Source organism: Methylobacterium sp. 001424705 (genome assembly GCF_059816145.1).
In genome coordinates this window covers 461,432-480,561 of the sequence record NZ_JCBANU010000001.1, presented here as the reverse complement: position 1 = coordinate 480,561, position 19,130 = coordinate 461,432, and the positions used below count along the sequence as shown (strand labels likewise).

The window sequence follows — 19,130 nt, the reverse complement described above, 5'->3', positions numbered from 1 at the left end:
GGCAAGAACTACATCGAGACCGTCTGGGGCCGTGGTTACGTGCTCCACGATGGTGTCTCGGAGATGCGCGCCTTGGCGAGTTGAAGCCTTCGAAGCCGAACGGCAGCGGAGGATGGCAGACATCTCGATCAACGAACATGGCCCCTCACTGCGTTCAGAGGGCGAACAGATCCCGCTGTCCGAACCGGGCTTGCGCCCAAGGTCGTGATCCCTTCATGCGGGGTAGGCGTTTGAAGGTCGGAAGCGCCTTGTGCGCCTGACCGTACAAAACGGCCCCTACGATCCTGCATCCGTCGCCGCGATGATAGACATACGTCCGGTAGTGAACCGCGCCGGGTTCACCGGAGGCCATTTGGTTTGGGTCAAGCGGCCAAGGTTTGCACCTCGGTTTGAGCATAGTCGCGCGCTTCGGCTTCGGCGAGAGGCACGTTGCCGATCGTTTCCAGCGGCCGACGGTGATTGAAACAATCCACCCATTCGAAAGCGGCGAACTCGACGGCTTCGAACGACCGCCACGGGCCGCGCCGGTGGATGACCTCGGTCTTAAACAGTCCGATCACGGTCTCGGCGAGAGCATTGATGCTCCTATCGTCGTCAGGCGGTGTTCGCGAGCGGTTCGGAAGCTCGCAGGCGGCCGCAGAGATGGGCGTAGATCTCACGGGCGACGAACCGCTTCAGGCAGCGGATGATTTCGCGCTGCGTCAGGCCTTCGGCCAAACGCCGCTGCATGTAGGCCAGCGTCGGCAGATGGCTGCGCAGGCGCACGATCACGACCCGGTAGAGCGCGGCGTTAGCCTGCCGGAGTTCGCGAACCTCCCGCTCCAGGGCCTTGATCCGCTCGCGATCGTCCGTCGTCGGGCCGGCTCGTTGGCCCTGGTCCCGCTCGGCCTGGCGTACCCAATTCCGCAGCGTCTCGCCCGAGCAGCCGATCTTGGCGGCAATCGAGCGGCTCGCCCCGTACTGGGAATCATGCTCGCCCGGGTGCTCCCACACCATCCGCACCGCGCGTTCACGGACCTCAGGGGAAAAAGGTGGGGTTCGCTTCGTCATGGCTCCATCCTCGCAAGAGTTGAGGCCTCCGGAAAACCCGGCACGGGTCAAACCTGCTGAGTGGTCGCGCGCGTCGCTCGATGGGGGCATCACGCGCTGGCTCGAGCCGACGGGTCGGTGAGGTTGTCCCTTGAACGCAGGGCGAGCCAAGGCCCCACCCTTGGGAAGCTGCGTGTCAAGCGTGGCCGTTCCGGCAGGGTGTCGTGGCGGCGCGGGGGTCGTGCACGCGGAGATCCATCCGCCGGATGCCCCTCGGTTTGGGCGCGGGCAGCCGTTCGCAAGGCCCTGGGCCTTCCTCCTGCCCAGCGGTTCGCGCGTCACGTCGCATCGCTCGCGAAGGGGGGATCACGGCCGTGAGCCCTTCGCTCAGACGCCTCGGCCCTGTTCGGCAGGATCCCTGAGGAATCGCCGAATCCATCCGGCGACGCGCGCGCCGTCGTTGGGGGCATCGAGGGACGCCAGGGCCCGGGCCTGCACGGCCGCGTCGAGATCGCCCGGACGGTGCCCGGCGATCAGGGCACGGGCATAGTCGGTGGTGAATTCCGGGTGGAACTGGACGGAGAAGGCGCGCCGGTCCGAATAGGCGAGGATGCCGTGGGGCGTGAAGGCGCTGCCCGCCAGCGTTCGGCTCCCCGGCGGCGCCTCGACGACCTGATCCTGGTGGATGGCCGGGACGGCGACCCGCGGCTCTCCATCCATCCAGTCTGCCGCCCGATGAATGTCGTAGGTGTGCAGCCCGATCCCCCAGCCCTTCGGCGATTTCTCGACCCGTCCGCCGAAGGCGGCCGCCATGACCTGATGCCCGAAGCAGATCCCCACGAGAGGCTTGTCCGGGTCGAGATCGCGTAGGGAGGCGATCAGCGTTCCGATCCAGGGGAGGGGATCGTAGGCGCCGGCCGGCGAACCCGTCACGAGGGTGGCGTCGAAGGTGTCCGGATCGGTGGGCCATTCGTCCCGGTTCACCCGGAACACCGAGACGTCGTGCCCGGGGCCGAGCCGGTCGGCGGTCATCCGGCCATAGCCCGGGTATCGGCCGGCGAGCCGCTCCGGGGGCGTGCCCGCTTCGAGAATCGCGATCTTCATGGATGGGAGACGGTGAACCGGCGTTTCACCCCCGATACCAGAACCCCCTCCGGTCAGCCCGCCGATTCTTCATGTGAATCGCGCCGCGGCGGTGATTCACGATTCGGGCTTCGGGAGGTGGGCGATGGGGCCCGAGTCCGGCGGCCCGACCGACCGGCACCGCGATCCGGCGCAGGACCCGGTTTCGCGCGCGCCCCCGTTGTGCAACAGTTCCGGAATACGTCCGCATGGTCTTCATCCATGGGAGTCTTCCCGTGGCACCCTCGTGCCGACACGGGCTCAGTGACTTCATCCGAAACGGGGGATACAACGGCTGGCCGCCGGGGAAGTTCCCTTCATGAGCTGTCATCTCGATCAGGGTATCAGGCCAGATACATCCGATCCGCAGCGGCTTGCTGAGCTGGCCGCGCTCGACATCCTCGACACAGCTCCGGAGCAGGCGTTCGATGATGTCGTTCAACTGGCCCGGCTGCTGTGCGGATCGCCCGTCGCCTTGATCAGCCTGGTCGACAGCGATCGGCAATGGTTCAAGGCCCGCGTCGGGTTTCCCCGCTGCGAGACCGATCTCAATGCGTCGGTCTGCGTCTACGCCCTGAGCGAGCCCGACCTGCTCGTGATTCCCGACCTGACGGGCGATCCCCGCACCTGCCGGAACCCCCTTGTCACGGGAGACCCGCATATCCGCTTCTACGCCGGCGCCCCCCTGCGGATGCCCAGCGGCCGCGTGCTCGGCACCCTGTGCGTGCTCGATCACCAGCCGCGCGCGGGTGGTCTGACGGACGATCAGGCGGACGGTCTGCGCCGCCTGACGCGTCAGGTGACGACGCTGATCGACGAGCGCCGGCAGATCGCCCTGGTGAAGGCCGAGGAGGTTTATGCCCGTGCGGCCTCCCTCCGGCGCGCCGCGCTGATCGAACTCGGGGATTTCCTGCGGAACGAGGCCTCCGTGCCGGTGATGACGCACCGGGCGGCGGAGATCGTCGGCCGGACCCTGGACGCCAGCCGGACCGGATACGGCGAACTCGACGGGGCCGGCGAGTACATCACCATCCATCGCGACTGGACCACCGTCGGCTCGGACAGCCTCGTCGGGCGGCATCGATTCATGGACCACGAGACCCTCGGCCCCTGCCTTTCGCGCGGAGAGACCCTCGTGGTCGACGCCGTGGCCGAGGATCCGCGCACCGTGGAGGCGGCCGCGCTCCTCTCGCGAATCAATGTCGGCGCGATGCTCAACGTCCCGGTGCGTGAGCGCGGTCGCAGCGTCGGCCTGTTCTTCGTGCACAGTGACGCGCCGCGCCCGTGGCGGCACGAGGAGATCGCCTTCGTCCGCAACGTCGCGGATCGCGTCCAAGTGGGCATCGCGCGCCTGCGGGCCGAGGAACATCAGGCGGTGCTCAATCGCGAGCTCAGCCATCGCATGAAGAACATGCTGGCCATGGTCCAGGCGATCGCGACCCAGACCCTGCGCAGCGCACCCGACCTCGAGACCGCCAGGGACGTGCTGGCCGACCGCCTGATCGCGATGAGCAAGGCCCACGACCTGCTTCTCAGCGGAACCCGCGAGAGCGCCAGCATCGAGGCGGTCATTCGCGGGGCTCTCGAGATTCACGACGATGCCCGGTCGGAGCGGCTGCACCTGGCCGGTCCCTTCGTCCAGGTCGGCTCCAGGGCCGCCCTCTCCCTTGCGTTGATGGTCCACGAACTGGCGACGAACGCGGCCAAGTACGGGGCGCTGTCCCGATCCGAGGGCTCGGTCGCCGTGATCTGGACCATCGAGACCGAGGGGCCCGAAGCGATGCTGTCCCTGTGCTGGACCGAGCGTGGCGGCCCCGCGGTGGTCACCCCGACGCGCCGGGGTTTCGGAAGCCGCCTGATCGAGCGCGGCCTCGCCGGCGCGGTGGGCGGGGCGGTAAGCACCACCTACGCGTCCACAGGCCTGGTCTGTACCCTGGCTGCGCCCCTGCGCGGGATAGAAGCGGAGGAGTAAGGCCCATAGGGTCCGCCGGCTCGGAGTGCGGGACGCGAGGATCGCTCGAGGCCGGTGGCGGCGACAGGGCCGCTATGCCGGACCTTTTCTCGACCGCGAAGCGTTGAGGTTCATGCCCTACCCGACCTCCGCCAAAGGCTCGCACGCTCTCGTGGTGGAGGATGACGGTCTGATCCGCATGGATGCCGTCGATATTCTCGAGCGGGCGGGCTACGCCACCCTTGAGGCTCAGACCGCGGATCAGGCCCTGGACCTGCTGCGCCGCTGCCATCGGGACGTGACCATCCTGTTCACCGATGTCCGGATGCCCGGCACGCAAGACGGCTTCTCCCTGGCGCGGGAGACCGCGCGGACCTACCCGCACATCGCCATCCTGGTCTCGTCGGGAATTGCCCGTCCCGTCGTCGGCGACATGCCCGCGCTCGCCCATTTCATCGAGAAGCCCTACAGCGCCCGCATCGTCAATCGCCATCTGCAGCAGATGATCGACGAGAACGGGTTGAAGGTTCAGTAGCGCCTGGGCCTGGGCTACGCCCCCGGGCGCCTTTCACCGCGCCCCTTGCCCCCGGCCACCACCGCGCGGCATTGCGAAAGGCGCCGCGATCGGCCTCCGGCGGCATTCGGGTTCAGAGCGCCGGGTCGCAGAGCGGCTTGCCCGAGCCCGACGTCGCAAACCCTTTCGCCGCGAGCACGGCCAGACCCATCAGGACGAGGAAGATCGCGAAGATCGCCGGGTTGTAGACGACCAGGGCGACGAAGCAGACCGCCGCCAGGGTGAGGGCGAAGGCGGGCGCCGCCGGGTAGAGGGGGGCGCGATAGGGACGGGCGAGATCCGGCGCGATCCGGCGCAGCCGGAACAGGCTCGCTAGGCTCATCCCGTACATCACCAGCGCGCCGAACACCGCCATGGTGACGATGCTGGCGGTGAGCGACTGCCCCGCGATGGTCACCAGGTTGTCGCTGTAGATCGCCGCGATCCCGACGACGCCCCCGGCGAGGGTGGCGACGTGCGGCGTGCGGAAGCGCGGGTGCAATCGGGCGAGTCCGCGGGGCAGGAAGCCGGCCCGGGCCAGGGCGTAGATCTGGCGCGAGTAGCCCATGATGATGCCGTGGAACGAGGCGACGAGGCCGAACAGGCCGAGCCAGACCAGCATATGCAGCCAGCCGCTGGATTCCCCCACCACGCCCTTCATCGCCTGGGGGAGGGGATCGTTGAGATTGCTCAGGGTCCGCCAGTCGCCCGAGCCGCCGGCGAAGAGCATCACGCCGAAGGCCAGGACCGTCAGGGTCAGCACGCCCGTGATGTAGGCGACGGGGATGGTGCGTTTGGGGTCCTTGGCCTCCTCGGCGGCCATCGCCACGCCCTCGATGGCGAGGAAGAACCAGATGGCGAACGGGATCGCGGCGAACATGCCGCCGATCGCCGGCAGGCCGAACCGGTCCGCGCCGGCCCAGCCGTGGGCGGCGAAGTGCGACCAGGCGAAGGCCGGGGCGACGACGCCCATGAAGACCAAGAGTTCGGCCACCGCCAGGATCGTCACGAACAGCTCGAAGGTCGCGGCGATCTGCACGCCGACGATGTTGAGGGACATGAAGACGAGGTAGGCGCCCAAAGCCGCGTGCTTCGGATCGAGGCCCGGGAACTGCACGTTGAGATAAGCGCCGATCGCCAGGGCAATGGCGGGCGGGGCGAACACGAACTCGATCAGCGTGGCGTAGCCGGCGATGCAGCCGCCCACCGGCCCGAAGGCGCGCCGGCTGTAGGCGAAGGGGCCGCCGGCCTGCGGGATCGCCGTGGTGAGTTCGGTGAAGCTGAAGATGAAGGCGACGTACATCGCCGCCACGGCCGTGGTGGTGATGAGGAAGCCCAGGGTCCCGGCGGAGGCCCAGCCGTAGCTCCAGCCGAAATACTCGCCCGAAACGACGAGCCCGACTGCGATGCCCCATAGGTGGAAGGCGTTCAGGCCCCTGTGGAGGCCGCTCGTCTCGGTCTGCATCGCCCTGGCTCCGTCCGCCCGTCGCGGGCGGGGGAGCTTGAAGCAAGAGCGCTGCCGTGCCCTCGCGTCGGACGGAGGACTGGCACCGGCGCGTTCAGGCGGCGCTGGCGCGGGGCCGCGGGCGGCGCCAGGGGTTGCGCCGGGAGGGCTCGGAGGCCTTCGTCCGGATGTCCATGGGATTGCCGCGCCAGACGATGGCGCCCCGCAGCCAAGCGCTCACCCACAGGGCGGGAACCAGGGCGTCGCGGATCAGGAAGGCCAGGAGCAGACGGGGGTGCCGGTACCAGCGCGCCCGGACGGCCAGGGCGATCTCGGCCCCGTACCACAGGCCTGTGAGCCCGAGGAGGAGGCCGGCCAAGGGGATGGACGGCGCGGCCGCGAGGGCGGCCGCGAAGGGCAGGAGCGGGCCGCAGCCGATCTCGGGGGCGAAGAAGAGCGGGAAGGTGACCCGGCGCAGGCGCGCCCAGCGCAGCTGCCGGGACCAGACCTCGGCGAGGGTGCGCTGCCCGAGGGGCTGGTCGAAGGGGACGGCCACGAGATGCACCTGCGCCCCCGCCGCGCGCACGAGCTTCGTCGCCGCCGCATCCTCGGCGATCTCGGACGCGAGCGCCCGGATGCCGCCGCGGGCCTCCAGGAAGGGCTTGTGCCAGAGCATGCTCTTGCCCTGGGCGAAGCCGAGGCCGAGGGCCTCGCCGGTATATTGCCAGCGCGCCTGCAGGGTGTTGAGGAAGGCGCATTCCACCGCGGCGAACAGGCCCGCGGGGCGGGCCCCGATCGGCGTCGAGCAGACGAGGCCGGTGTTCGGGCGCCAGGCCGCCTGCAGCTGTTGCAGGTAGTCCGGCGGCATCGCGACGTTCGAGTCGGCCAGCACCACCCAGTCGTGGCGGGCCGCCTCCCAGCCGCGCACGCAATTGTTCAGCTTCGGGTTGTCGCTGATCCGCTCGTCGCCGACGATCAGGCGGGCGGGCACGCGGGGATACGCCGCCATCAGGCGCTCCAGCAACGGCACGATGGGGTCGGCCCCGTGGGCGACGCAGAAGATCAGCTCGTAGTCGGGATGGGCGAGATGGAAGCCGCGCGTCAGTAATTCCTCGCTGAAGGCCTCGACGCCGCAGACCGGTCGCACCAGGGAGATCGGGGCGGCGCTCGGAAACACCGACGCGCCGTTGCGCCGCCCGATCCGCAGGGCCGCCACCGCGATGCCCACGAGGTTGATGCAGGTCAGGGCGACGCATAGCCAGAGGGCGGCCGTGGCGCCCGGCTCCGACAGATCCTGCAGCGCCTGGTCCCACATCCGCGACGTCCCCCGTTCGCGAAACCCCACCATCGCAGCCCGGCGCGGGTTGGACACCGCGTCGCGTCCCCGGCTGCACAGCGCCCCTAACAGCCGTGATGCTTCAGTCGTATGACAGCCCCGGATCACGAGGGGGGGATGCGGGTGGCGGAACCGGTGCAAGGGGCGAGACCGGCGCGTGTGGCGATCGTGGGGGCCGGGATGGCAGGGGCGAGCGCGGCACGCGCGCTCTACGCGGCCGGGTTCTCCGTCGCCCTGTTCGACAAGGGCCGGCAGCCGGGGGGCCGCATGGCGAACCGCCGCGACGACGAGACCGGCCTCAGCTTCGACCACGGCGCGCAGGTGATGCGGGCGCACGGACCCGCCTTCCGCGCCCGCCTCGCCGACTGGGCGGCCAGCGGCCGCGTCGCGCCCTACGATGCGCCCGGCAGCGTCACCGCCGTGCCCGATATGACCGCGCCCGTGCGCGACCTCCTCGCCGGCCTCGACGTACAGGTCGGGCGCACCGTCACCGCCCTGGCGCGCACCGACGGCGGCTGGCGACTCACCCTGGCGGAGGCCGGCGAGGACCGGCTCTTCGACGCGGTCGCCCTGACGCTGCCGGGCCCGCAGGCCCTGCGCCTCCTCGCCGTGAGTGGTCTCGCCCTGCCCGGGGTGGAGCGGGCGACCTACGCGCCCTGCTGGTCGCTGATGCTGGCCTGCGCGCAAGACCTGCCCCTCCCGGGCGACGTCCTGCGCCCCGCGGACGGGCCGGTCGCCGCGATGTTCCGCGAGGGCGCGAAGCCCGGGCGCCCGACCGCGCCCGTCGCCTACACCGTCCATGCCACGCCGGACTGGTCGAAGACGCATCTCGAAGAGGCCCCGGAGGCGGTGCGGGCCGCGCTGCTTGCCGCCCTGGGCGACCTGTTCGGCGACCCCGTCATCCCCTTGCAGGCCCGCGCCCATCGCTGGCGCTACGCCCTCGTGGAGGAGACCTGCGGCGCCCCCTGTCTCTACGATCCGGGCCGGCGTCTCGGCTATGCCGGCGACGGCTGCCTCGGGCCGCGCATCGAGGCCGCCTTCGACAGCGGGCTCGCCCTCGCGGACCGGCTGATCGCGGATCTCGCATGAGCCTGTCGCGATGAGCCTGCCCATCGTTTTCCACCCGGCCTACGAGGCGACCCTGCCCGAAGGCCATCGCTTCCCGATGCGCAAGTATGGGCGCCTGGCCGCGCTGCTGGTGGAGCAGGGACTGGTGCCGGGCGGCTTCGCGCGGCCGGAGCCCGCCGGGGCCGATCTCCTCGCCGCGGCCCACGACCGCGCCTACGTGGAGGCCGTGCTCGCCCTCGACGTCTCCCGCGAGATCGAGCGCACCATCGGCCTGCCCGTGGGCGCCTCGGTGGTCGCCCGTTCCTGCGCCTCGGTGGGGGGGACGCTGCTGGCGGCCCGCCTCGCCCTGGCGCACGGCCTCGCGGGCAGCACTGACGGCGGCAGCCACCATGCCCGCCGCGAGACCGGCGCTGGCTTCTGCATCTTCAACGACGTGGCGGTGGCCGCGCGCACGCTGCACGCCGAAGGCACCATCGCCCGTGCCCTGGTGGTGGATTGCGACGTCCACCAGGGCGACGGCACCGCCGATTGCCTCGGCGGCACACCCGATCTCTTCACCCTCTCGATCCACGCCGAGAAGAACTACCCGACGCGCAAGATCGCCGGCGACCGCGATGTCGGCCTGCCCGACGGCGTCGACGATGCCGGCTATCTTGCGGTGCTGGCGGCCCATGTCGGGCCGCTGCTCGATGCGATCCGCCCCGACATCGTCTTCTACAATGCCGGCGTCGACCCCCATCGCGACGACCGGCTCGGCCGCCTCGATCTCACCGATGCGGGCCTGCTGGCGCGCGACCGCTTCGTTGTCGGCGAGGCGCATCGGCGGGGCATTCCCTTCGTCGGGGTGATCGGCGGCGGCTACTCCACCGACATCGACGCCCTCGCGGCCCGTCACGCCCTGGTCTTCGCAGCCATGGCCGAACGGGCGGCCTGACCGGGCACCCGTTCGGCCGTCGCGGCGGTGACCTCGACCTCGGCTTTCGACAGCGCCGCGTGGCGGGCGACGATCCGGTCGATCGTCCGACCCGGCTGCCCGCCGCAATACGGCGTGTGCAGGAGTTCGAAGCCTTGGGCATCCTCCTGCGCCAGGATGTGGCTGTCGCCGGAGGCGGGCGGCACCGGCCAATGTCGTAGGGGGGGGCGTCCCGCGTGCCTTCCGCCGGCGCGCTCCCGGCGTAAGGGAGGCCCGGTCGGCCGGCGACCGAAACGCGTCGGCATCGCTACGCGGCAGAGGTCTGTGTCGCCGTTCACTCCTCAAGGTTCAAGAAACGCACGCGCGGCGCGCGTGCGGCTTCAGGCCGGGATCGGCTTCGGCAGGCTCCGGGCGGCGCTCTCCATGGCGTCGAACAGCTTCTCCAGTTCCGCGCCCTCGAGACAGTGGAAGCCCAGGGTGCGGCTGAGCAGCAAGCCCAGGGTGGCGAAGGTCAGCATCGCGCCGGCCCCCGGGCAGCAGGCCACGTCCTCCATCTGGGCGAGGCGCTGCTTCAGGAAGGCGTTGAAGCCCGCGAAGGCCTCGGGGTTTTCCGCCGAGGCCAGCAGGAGCGCGCGGGGAAACCCGTCCTCGTCGGCGTAGACCTGACGGGCATGCGCGATCAGGGCGAGGGGGAGTGCGGCCGGACCCGGACCCTGCTCGACCTCGTGCGCGGCCACGCTCTCGCGGATCTCCCGCAGCTTGCGCTCGGCCAGCGCGGAGATCAGTGCGTCCTTCGAGGCGTAGTGATGCAGCACGCCCCCCTTGCTGAGCGAGGCCTCGGCCGCCACCGCGTCGATGGTGAGCGTCCGGGTGCCCATGCGCCGGATCAGGCGTTCGGCGGCATCCAGGATGACCACCGGTCGGTCTTCGCGGCGGGTACGCGCCTTCATCATCGACGATCCAGCCGGTTCACCGGCGGTTTCGAGGGCGGGAGATCTGTTGCCAGAGCCGGCGCGAAGATCGGGAAACGACAATGGGATATCGGGGAACGACGGCGGCGGGAAGACGGTTCGCCGAAAAAAGAAACCGTCTGGACGGTCGGTAGCGGAGCCGATATGGGTGACGCCAGAGAGGGCCTTTTCGAGTTCGAGGACGCGATGGTGGGTAGGCTGAGGGTGTGGCCGCGCAGGTGCGCGGGCGTGGCCTTCGTGCTCGCGGTTTGTGCCGTCGCGCTGGCGCCGGCCCGGGGCGGCGAGGCGGTGGCCGGGGAAACGGCCAGGGAGACGGGGAAGCCGGCAAGCCCCGCCGTCGCCGTCGTGCGCACGGCCGTGGCGCGCGCCACCACGATCGCCTCCGACCTGATCTTCACCGGGGATATCCAGGCCCAGTCCCAGGTCAACGTGGCCTTTCGGACCAACGGCAAGATCGCGCAGCGCCTCGTGGAGGTCGGCGACCACGTCACCGCCGATCGGGTGCTGGCCAAGCTCGATCCCCAGGAGCAGCGCGCCAACCTCAACAACGCCCAGGCCGCGCTCACCTCGGCCGAGGCGCTGCTGACCCAGGCCAAGCTGAACTTCAAGCGTCAGGAGCAGCTCCTCGCCAGTGGCTACACCACCCGCCCGAGCTACGACGATGCCGAACAGCAGCTGCGCACCACGCAGGCCTCGGTGGATTCCGCCAAGGCCGCCCTCGGAAGCGCCGAGGAGCAGTACTCCTACACGGACCTGAAGGCGGGCGTGGACGGCATCGTCCTCAGCCGGACCTTCGAAGTCGGCCAGGTCGTGCAGACCGGCCAGACGGTGCTGGCGATGGCCCAGGACGGCCCCCGCGACGCGGTCTTCAACATCTTCGAGGCGGTGCTGGCCGCGCCCCCCGAGAGCAAGACCGTGGAGGTGACGCTGCAGGCCGACCCGCGGGTCAAGGCGACCGGCCGGGTACGCGAGATCTCGCCCAGCGTCGATGCCGCCTCCGGCACGGTCCGGGTCAAGGTCGGGCTCGACGCGACGCCCCAGGCCATGAGCCTCGGCGCCATCGTGGTCGGCACCGGCAAGTTCCGGCCGCGCCAGGCGATCGTGCTGCCCTGGTCGGCCCTCTACCGCTGGGAGAACGCCCCGGCCGTCTGGGTCCGCGATCCCACCCACAGCACCGTCGCGCCCCGTCCGGTCGTGATCGAGCGCTACGGGCCCAACACCATCGCGCTCAAGGGCGGCGTCGAGCCCGGCGAGGAGGTCGTCATCGCGGGCATCCAGCTCCTGCGCCCGGGCCAGACCGTTGCCGTCTCGCAGACCCTGGAGGCGGCGCGATGATCCGCCCGACCCTGCTCCGGTCAACCCTGGGCGCCCTGGCGCTCGTCTCGCCCCTCGGCGCCTGCCAGGCCGCCGAGGAGACGGCCCCGCCGCCACCCGTACGGCCGGTCCTGTACCGGGTCGTGAAGCCGGTAGCGGCCCAGGTCTTCGGCCCCTTCGCGGGGGTCGTGGCCCCCCGCTACCAGTCGGAGATCGGCTTCCAGATCGCCGGCCGGATGATCGCCCGCGACGTCACCGTGGGCGACATCGTCCACAAGGGCCAGCGCATCGCCGCCCTCGATCCGGTGGTGACGCGCTTCGCCCTGACCCGCGCCGAGGCGGACCTCGCCGACGCGAGGGCGCAGGCCGAGAACGCGAGCGCCACGGAATCGCGGCGCCGGCGCCTGCTGGCCGGCGGCAACGTCACCCAGGCCCAGCTCGATACCGCCGTGGCGAGCCGCGACACCGCCCAGGCCCGCGTCTCCCAGGCGGAGGCGAACCTGCAGCGGGCCCGGGACCAGATGGGCTACACCGAGCTGCACGCGGATTTCGACGGCGTCGTCACGGTACGCAGCGCCGAGGTCGGGCAGGTGCTCAGCGCGGGCCAGGCCGTGGCGACCCTGGCCCGCCCCGAGGAGCGCGAGGCCGTGGTGGACATCCCCGAGGAGCTCGTCGGGACGATGCCCACGGATGCCCAGTTCATGGTGGCGCTCCAGAGCGCCCCGGACGTGACGGCGACGGCGCGGGTGCGCGAGATCGCCCCCTTCGCCGACCAGACCACGCGCACCCGGCGCATCCTCATGACCCTGCTCAAGCCCTCCGAGGCCTTCCGGCTGGGCTCGACCCTCACCGTCACCCTGGCGCGGGCCGAGGCGCCTCACGTCGACCTGCCCGCCGCCGCGGTGCTGACTGAGGACGGCCGCGACGCGGTCTGGGTCGTCGCGCCGGACGGGAAGAGCGTGCGCAAGCGGCCGGTCACCGTCACCCGCCGCGACCCGGAGCGCGTGAGCATCGGCACGGGCCTGAACGCCGGAGAGCGGGTGGTCCTGGCCGGGGTCCACTCGCTCCAGGAGGGGCAGGCCGTGCGCTTGCCCGACCCGGTGCCCTGAGCCCGGGCACCGCCGCCATCCATGATCAGCCGCCATCCCGGTGAGGCGAGAGCAAACCCGTGAAGTCCTTCAATCTCTCCGAATGGGCCTTGGAGCATCGCTCCTTCGTCTGGTTCCTGATGCTGATCTCGGTGGTGGCCGGCTTCCTGGCCTACGAGCGCCTCGGCCGCGAGGAGGACCCGCCCTTCGCGATCAAGACCATGATCGTGCAGGCGCGCTGGCCGGGCGCCACCATCAGCGACACCCTCGATCAGGTCACCGAGCGGATCGAGAAGGAAGTGCAGCAGATCGATGCCGTCGATTTCAGCCGCAGCTACACCACGCCGGGCCAGGCCACGGTGTTCGTGCAGCTGCGCGAGACGACGCCGCCCAAGACCATCCCGGCGATCTTCTACCAGGTCCGCAAGCGCATCGGCGACATCCAGGGCACGTTCCCGCAGGGCATCCAGGGTCCGTTCTTCAACGACGAGTTCGGTGACGTGTTCGGCAACGTCTACGCCTTCACGGCCGACGGCGTGACCCCGCGGCAGCTGCGCGACTACGTCGAGCGCGTCCGCGCCGAGGTGAAGAAGGTGCCGTCTGCGGGCAAGATGCAGCTCCTCGGCGCCCAGGACGAGGTGATCTACCTCGACTTCTCCACCCGCAAGCTCGCCGGCCTCGGCCTCGACACCAACTCGGTCATCCGCACCCTGCAGTCGCAGAATGCCATCGCGCCCTCGGGCGTGATCCAGGCGGGCCCCGAACGGGTCTCCGTTCGGGTGGGCGGCCAGTTCGTCAACGAGGAGAGCCTGCGCGCCGTGAACCTGCGGGTGAACGATCGCTTCTTCCGCCTCTCCGACGTCGCCGAGATCTCCCGCGGCTTCACCGACCCGCCGACCGACCTGTTCCGTTTCAACGGCCAGCCGGCCATCGGCCTCGCCATCGCGATGCAGCCCTCGGGCAACCTGCTCACCTTCGGGCACGACCTGAAGGAGCGGATGCGCAAGCTCGAGGGCGAATTGCCGGTGGGCGTCGGCATCCACCTCGTCTCGGACCAGCCCAAGATCGTCGAGGAAGCGGTGGGCGGATTCACCAAGGCGCTCGTCGAGGCCGTGGTGATCGTGCTCGCGGTCAGCTTCATCTCGCTCGGCTGGCGCGCCGGCCTCGTGGTCTCGCTGTCGATCCCGCTGGTGCTCGCCATCGTGTTCGTAGTCATGCAGGTGATGGGCGTCACGCTCCAGCGCATCTCGCTCGGCGCGCTCATCATCGCGCTGGGCCTCCTCGTGGACGACGCCATGATCACCGTCGAGATGATGGTCGCGCGGCTGGAGGTCGGCGACAGCCTGAAGAAGGCCGCCACCTTCGCCTACACCTCCACCGCCTTCCCGATGCTCACCGGCACCCTGGTGACGGTGGCGGGCTTCCTGCCCATCGGCTTCAACGGCTCGTCGGCGGGCGAGTACACCTACTCGCTCTTCGTCGTCATCGCCGCCTCGCTCCTGGTCTCCTGGGTGGTGGCGGTGCTGTTCGCGCCCCTGATCGGGGTGAAGCTCCTGCCGAAGCAGATGAAGCACAAGGACCACGGCGCCCCGAGCCGGTCCATGCGGATCTTCACCGGCCTGCTGCTGGGCGCCATGCGCTGGCGCTGGACCACCGTCGCGGCCTGCGTCGGCATGCTCGGCGCGGCGATCGTCGGCATGGGCTTCGTCCAGCAGCAGTTCTTCCCGGCCTCCGACCGGCCCGAACTCCTCGTCGACATGACGCTGCCGCAGAACGCCAGCATCGCCGAGACCAAGGGCCAGATGGACCGCTTCGAGGCGACCCTGGTGGGCGACCCCGAGATCGTACGCTGGTCGTCCTATGTCGGTCAGGGCGCGGTGCGCTTCTACCTGCCCCTCGACCAGCAGCTCGGGAACGCCTTCTTCGGCCAGATCGTGATCGAGACGAAGTCCATCGAGGCGCGCGAGCGCATGAAGCTGAAGCTCGACAAGCTCGCCCGCGAGCAGTTCGTCGGCACCGACTTCCTCATCCACTCCCTCGACCTCGGCCCCCCCGTGGGGCGTCCGGTGCAGTACCGCCTCAGCGGCCCCGACCTGCAGACCCTGCGGGCTCAGGCGCTCACCCTCGGCAACATCGTCGGCGCCAACCCGCATCTCGATGTGCCGACCTTCGACTGGAACGAGCCCGGCAAGGTGCTCAAGGTCGACATCATCCAGGACAAGGCGCGCCAGCTCGGCGTGACCTCGGAGGACATCGCCGGACTGCTCAACGGCATCGTCGGCGGCCGGTCGATCACCCAGGTCCGCGACTCGATCTACCTCGTCAACGTGGTCGCCCGCGCGCAGGCCGTGGAGCGCAACTCCCTCGACACGCTGCAGAGCCTGCAGGTGCCGCTGGCCAATGGCAGCGTGGTGCCGCTCCTGGCCTTCGCCACCATCGGGTACGAACTGGAGCAGCCCATCGTCTGGCGCCGCGACCGCCTGCCGACCATCACGGTGCGGGCCTCGATCGCGGACGACACCCAGCCCGCCACGGTGGTCGCCCAGCTCGACGAGACGATCACCGCGTTCGGCAGGTCCCTGCCCGACGGCTACGTCCTGGCGGTGGGCGGGGCGGTGGAGGAGAGCGCCAAGGGCCAGGGGCCCATCGCCGCGGTGGCGCCGGTGATGCTCCTCACCATGGCGATGTTCCTGATGATCCAGCTCCAGAGTTTCCAGAAGCTCTTCCTGGTGGCCAGCGTGGCGCCGCTCGGACTCATCGGCGTCGCCATCGCGCTCCTCACCTTCAACAAGCCCATGGGCTTCGTGGCGATCCTGGGTGTGCTGGCGCTGATCGGCATCATCGTCCGCAACTCGGTGATCCTGGTGACCCAGATCGACGAGTACGAGCGCGACGGGCTGGCGCCTTGGGACGCGGTGGTGGATGCCACCTGCCACCGCATGCGCCCGATCCTGCTGACCGCGGCGGCGGCCAGCCTCGGCCTCGTCCCCATCGCCCGCGAGGTGTTCTGGGGACCGATGGCCTACGCGATGATCGGCGGCATCCTGGCGGCCACCTTCCTGACGCTGTTCTTCCTGCCCGCCCTCTATGTCGGCTGGTACCGGATCAAGGCGCCGCCGAAGGGCACTCCGCGCAAGGTCCACGGCGCGGACGGGCAGGTCCACGGTGCCGAGGCGCCCGCGGGCTGATCCGCGGATCCGCGGGCGGGCACCGCGTCAGCGCGGGCTCGTCCCGGCCCGGTCCACCGTGGCGCCGGGGCGCGAATCCGTCGACGCGAAATAGGGCTTGATGTCGAGGAGCGGGGTGCCGTCGCGGCAATCGAGACCGCGCACCCGCAGGCTCGCCCCGTCCCGCGCCAGGAGCTCGACCACCGAGAGGGCGATGGGGTTCGGGCGCGCCGGCGAGCGCAGGGAGAAGGTGCCCCGGCTGCCCTCCGCATGGCGGGGGCGCTGCAGCGCGAGGTCCCGGGCGGCCTCGTCCATCCAGTAGAGGACGATGAGGTGGCTCGCGCCCTCGACGTTCTGGAGGGCCTCGGCGAAGGGCGCATCGACGGCGAGCGTGCAGACCGCGTCGGTCTTCAGGCCGTTCTTCGGGCACTCGCCGCGCGTGGCCCAGGGCGTGCGGACGCGGCCGATGAAGTAGAGCCCGGCGTCGAAGGCGTCGGGCAGCGGGATCGCCACCTCACCGGGACGATGGTCGGTCTCGTCGTGCATGCGCGGCGCCTCTCCTCCCGGCGCGGGTTGAAGCGCCGGGCCTCTCGTTTCGGGCAAGCCGAGACCGGGAGCAAGCCGAGACCGGGAGCGGGCGGGTCGCCGCCGCTCAGGCGGCGACCGACGACCGTTGCCGGGCGCCGCGGGTCTGCTGCGCGAACTCGCTGATGGGGCCGGGCCGGCCGATGAAGTAGCCCTGCGCGGCGTGGCACTTCTCGGTGACGAGGAAGCCGAGCTCCTCGGCGGTCTCCACCCCTTCGGCGATGACCGGCAGCCCGAGGCCGGCGCCGAGCCCGAGCACGGAGCGCACGATGGCGGCCGCCTGCGGGTTCGAATCGACGGTCGCGATGAAGGAGCCGTCGATCTTGATGGTGTCGAAGGGGAAGAGCCGCAGGTTCGAGAGGGACGAGTAGCCGGTACCGAAATCGTCCATGGCGAGGCGCAGCCCCAGCGCCTTCAGCCGACGCAGGTTGGTCAGGGCCCGCTCGGGATCGCGGATCAGGGCGGTCTCGGTGATCTCGAGTTCGAGGCGCGCCGGATCGAGGCCAGTCTCGGCCAGGATCGCCTGGACGGCCGGCGCGAAGCCGGAATCATGGACCTGGACCCCCGAGACGTTGACCGCGACCGCCAGGGGTACCTCCCAGCGTGCGGCCTCCCGGCAGGCCTCCCGCAGCACCCAGGCGCCGATCTCCCGGATCAGACCGCTCTCCTCGGCGATGGGGATGAAGAGCGCCGGCGAGACCAGCCCGCGCCCGGGCTGGTGCCAGCGCAGCAGGACCTCGAAGCCGATCACCGTCCCGGAGCGGGTCTCGATCTGCGGCTGGTAGACCAGGCGCAGCTGGTCCTCCGCCAGGGCGCGGCGCAGCTGCTTCTCCAGGAGGCGGCGCTCGCGCACATCCTGTCCCATGGACGCCTCGAAGAAGCGGTAGGTGTCCCGCCCCTCGGACTTCGCCAGGAGGAGCGCCGTATCGGCCGCGTTCACGAGGTCGTTGCGGTCGCGCGCGTCGTCCGGGAACACCGCGATGCCGATGGTGGCGGCCGGCACGGGCTCACCCTGGAGCGCGCTCTCGGCCGCGGCCTGGAGGGTCGCCCGGATGGTCTCGGCGAGGCGGCCGGCCGTCACCGCGTGGGTGCAGGGCGTCAGCACGGCGAACTCGTCGCCGCCGATCCGCGCCATCGTCTGGGTGTCGTCCAGGAGGCCGCCGACGAGGCGGGCGACCCGCACCAGGGTGGCATCCCCGATCGGGTTTCCGAAGAGATCGTTGATTTCCTTGAACCCATCGAGGTTGATGTGGAGGAGCGCCAGGCGCCCGCTGCCCGCCTGCCGGATGTTCCGGTCCAGGCAGTCCTGGAAATGCCGGCGGTTCGGCAATCCGGTCAGGAGATCGTGCCCGACGAGGAACCGGATCTGGCGCTCGGCCCGCCGCCGCGTCGTGAGGTCCCGCACCGCCAGGGCGACGTGCGGCGTCCGCCCATAGGCGACCGGGCGCATGATGAGCTGGACCGGGAGGTCGGACCCGTCGAGCCGGTACAGGGTCCCCTCGACCCCGTCGTCGGGGTGGTCGGCGAGGCTGCCGCGGGTCGCGCTGTCGGGAACGAACTGCGCCAGGGGCAATCCGGCCAGGGCCTTCGCCTCGCCGCCGGCCAGGGCCGCGAAGCTGTCGTTGGCGCTGACGATGACGCCGTCCTGGCAGATCACCAGGCCCTCGACGGCGGCGTTGGCGAGGCTGTGCAGGCGTCCGCGATAGACCTCGCGCTGGCGGTCGCGCAGGTCGAGCACCAGGGTCGTGCAGGCCATCAGGAGGATCGTCAGGCTCGCGAGCCCCACCGGGAGGGCGAGCCAGAGCGAGGGGACCGTCTCTTCGGGCACGACGACCGAGGGATCCGGCATCACCGTCAGGGCCAGCATGCCGAGGATGTGGTGGCCGCAGATCGCGCCCGCGAGGAGCGCGGCCCCGACGACCCGACCCCGTGCGCGTGCGCTGGTCAGCCCGATCCCCAGGGCCGCCATGGCGAGCCCGACGCCCACGGCGACGGAGAGCGCCACCAGCGCTGGATTCCAGACCATGCGCCCGGCGACCTGATAGGCCGCCATCCCGGTGTAGTGCATCGCGGCGATGCCGAGGCCCACGATGGCCCCCCCGACCAGGGGGGCGCTGCGGGCGCTCCAGAACGCCGCGGTCGCGAGGCCGATCCCGCTCACCCCGATGCCGAACACCAGCGACAGCACCGTCAGGCCGACCGCATAGGCCGCGACCAGGCCCGGATCGGAGGCCAGCATGCTGAGGAAATGCGTCGCCCAGATCCCCGAGCCGCCGGCGACCGCCGCGACCCCGACCCATCCGCTGCGCCAGCCGATCCGGGTCTGCTTCGCGTGGTGCAGAAGCGCGACCGTAGACGTCGCGGCCAGGGCGCAAATGATCGCCGCGAGCGTCAGCAGCCACGGATCATGTTCGGTAATGGAGCACCCGAAGACTGTGAGCATCGACGCCCTGTTCTCCCTGTCGTCGCCGCTTATGCCAGTCCGAGGACCCAGTCTTCGTCTCTTCCGGACGAAACGGATACCTTGCATATGTTAAGGGAATCGGAGGCGAAACGAAATGGTTGTATTGGAGCCAAGCGGCAATTCGG

14 protein-coding genes and 2 pseudogenes are annotated in these 19,130 nt (G+C 70.5%); 7 read left to right on the top strand and 9 right to left on the bottom strand.

Going from position 1 to position 19,130, the window contains the following annotated elements:
- Positions 1-362: 362 nt before the first annotated feature.
- From AC6EUL_RS02220 to AC6EUL_RS02210, 3 genes and pseudogenes are all read right to left on the bottom strand, one after another.
- A pseudogene (locus AC6EUL_RS02220) lies at positions 363-578 on the bottom strand (IS3 family transposase); the annotation flags it as partial.
- Positions 579-780: 202 nt separating this feature from the next.
- Positions 781-1,050 (bottom strand): annotated as a pseudogene (locus tag AC6EUL_RS02215) (transposase); the annotation flags it as partial.
- Between the two features lie 366 nt (positions 1,051-1,416).
- On the bottom strand, positions 1,417-2,133 hold the full coding sequence (locus AC6EUL_RS02210) for a glutamine amidotransferase-related protein (RefSeq protein WP_499868591.1): 717 nt from the start codon (positions 2,131-2,133) through the stop codon (positions 1,417-1,419).
- Positions 2,134-2,470: 337 nt separating this feature from the next.
- Here AC6EUL_RS02210 and AC6EUL_RS02205 point away from each other — a divergent pair, with 337 nt between their 5' ends.
- Together AC6EUL_RS02205 and AC6EUL_RS02200 are read left to right on the top strand one after the other, a co-directional pair.
- Positions 2,471-4,123 (top strand): sensor histidine kinase, encoded by a 1,653-nt coding sequence (locus AC6EUL_RS02205; RefSeq protein ID WP_499868589.1) that lies wholly within the window; start codon positions 2,471-2,473, stop codon positions 4,121-4,123.
- A gap of 112 nt (positions 4,124-4,235) precedes the next feature.
- Positions 4,236-4,637, top strand: coding sequence for a response regulator (locus AC6EUL_RS02200; protein WP_499868587.1), 402 nt, complete (start codon positions 4,236-4,238; stop codon positions 4,635-4,637).
- 112 nt (positions 4,638-4,749) lie between these two features.
- Here AC6EUL_RS02200 and eat read toward each other — a convergent pair whose 3' ends face one another.
- Both eat and AC6EUL_RS02190 read right to left on the bottom strand, forming a co-directional pair.
- Complete coding sequence (gene eat, locus AC6EUL_RS02195) at positions 4,750-6,120, bottom strand: ethanolamine permease (RefSeq protein ID WP_499868585.1); 1,371 nt, start codon at positions 6,118-6,120, stop codon at positions 4,750-4,752.
- A gap of 94 nt (positions 6,121-6,214) precedes the next feature.
- Positions 6,215-7,414, bottom strand: coding sequence for a ceramide glucosyltransferase (locus AC6EUL_RS02190; protein WP_499868584.1), 1,200 nt, complete (start codon positions 7,412-7,414; stop codon positions 6,215-6,217).
- Positions 7,415-7,525: 111 nt separating this feature from the next.
- Here AC6EUL_RS02190 and AC6EUL_RS02185 point away from each other — a divergent pair, with 111 nt between their 5' ends.
- Positions 7,526-8,524 carry an NAD(P)/FAD-dependent oxidoreductase gene (locus tag AC6EUL_RS02185; protein ID WP_499868582.1) on the top strand — a complete coding sequence of 333 codons (999 nt, stop codon included), beginning with the start codon at positions 7,526-7,528 and terminating at the stop codon, positions 8,522-8,524.
- A gap of 10 nt (positions 8,525-8,534) precedes the next feature.
- Positions 8,535-9,437, top strand: coding sequence for a histone deacetylase family protein (locus AC6EUL_RS02180; RefSeq protein WP_499868580.1), 903 nt, complete (start codon positions 8,535-8,537; stop codon positions 9,435-9,437).
- Here AC6EUL_RS02180 and AC6EUL_RS02175 read toward each other — a convergent pair.
- Positions 9,395-9,622, bottom strand: a complete 228-nt coding sequence (locus tag AC6EUL_RS02175; RefSeq protein ID WP_499868578.1) for a hypothetical protein — start codon at positions 9,620-9,622, stop codon at positions 9,395-9,397. The two genes, AC6EUL_RS02180 and AC6EUL_RS02175, sit on opposite strands and share 43 nt — an antisense overlap.
- A 174-nt stretch (positions 9,623-9,796) precedes the next feature.
- On the bottom strand, positions 9,797-10,369 hold the full coding sequence (locus AC6EUL_RS02170) for a TetR/AcrR family transcriptional regulator (RefSeq protein ID WP_056212657.1): 573 nt from the start codon (positions 10,367-10,369) through the stop codon (positions 9,797-9,799).
- A gap of 246 nt (positions 10,370-10,615) precedes the next feature.
- Here AC6EUL_RS02170 and AC6EUL_RS02165 point away from each other — a divergent pair, with 246 nt between their 5' ends.
- The 3 genes from AC6EUL_RS02165 to AC6EUL_RS02155 are packed head-to-tail and all read left to right on the top strand — an operon-like array spanning position 10,616 to position 15,977.
- The gene (locus AC6EUL_RS02165; protein WP_244472728.1) at positions 10,616-11,722 is read left to right on the top strand and encodes an efflux RND transporter periplasmic adaptor subunit; all 1,107 of its coding nucleotides are present in this window, start codon (positions 10,616-10,618) and stop codon (positions 11,720-11,722) included.
- Positions 11,719-12,810, top strand: a complete 1,092-nt coding sequence (locus AC6EUL_RS02160; protein ID WP_499868575.1) for an efflux RND transporter periplasmic adaptor subunit — start codon at positions 11,719-11,721, stop codon at positions 12,808-12,810. Before AC6EUL_RS02165 ends, AC6EUL_RS02160 begins: the two co-directional genes overlap by 4 nt.
- A gap of 59 nt (positions 12,811-12,869) precedes the next feature.
- Complete coding sequence (locus AC6EUL_RS02155; protein ID WP_499868573.1) at positions 12,870-15,977, top strand: efflux RND transporter permease subunit; 3,108 nt, start codon at positions 12,870-12,872, stop codon at positions 15,975-15,977.
- A 27-nt stretch (positions 15,978-16,004) separates the two neighbouring features.
- Here the strand turns inward: AC6EUL_RS02155 and tsaA are convergent, their stop codons facing one another.
- Complete coding sequence (gene tsaA / locus AC6EUL_RS02150; RefSeq protein ID WP_056270984.1) at positions 16,005-16,502, bottom strand: tRNA (N6-threonylcarbamoyladenosine(37)-N6)-methyltransferase TrmO; 498 nt, start codon at positions 16,500-16,502, stop codon at positions 16,005-16,007.
- Positions 16,503-16,608: 106 nt separating this feature from the next.
- Entirely contained in the window at positions 16,609-18,984 is a 2,376-nt protein-coding gene (locus AC6EUL_RS02145; RefSeq protein ID WP_499868571.1) for a bifunctional diguanylate cyclase/phosphodiesterase, read from the bottom strand.
- Positions 18,985-19,130: the final 146 nt, after the last annotated feature.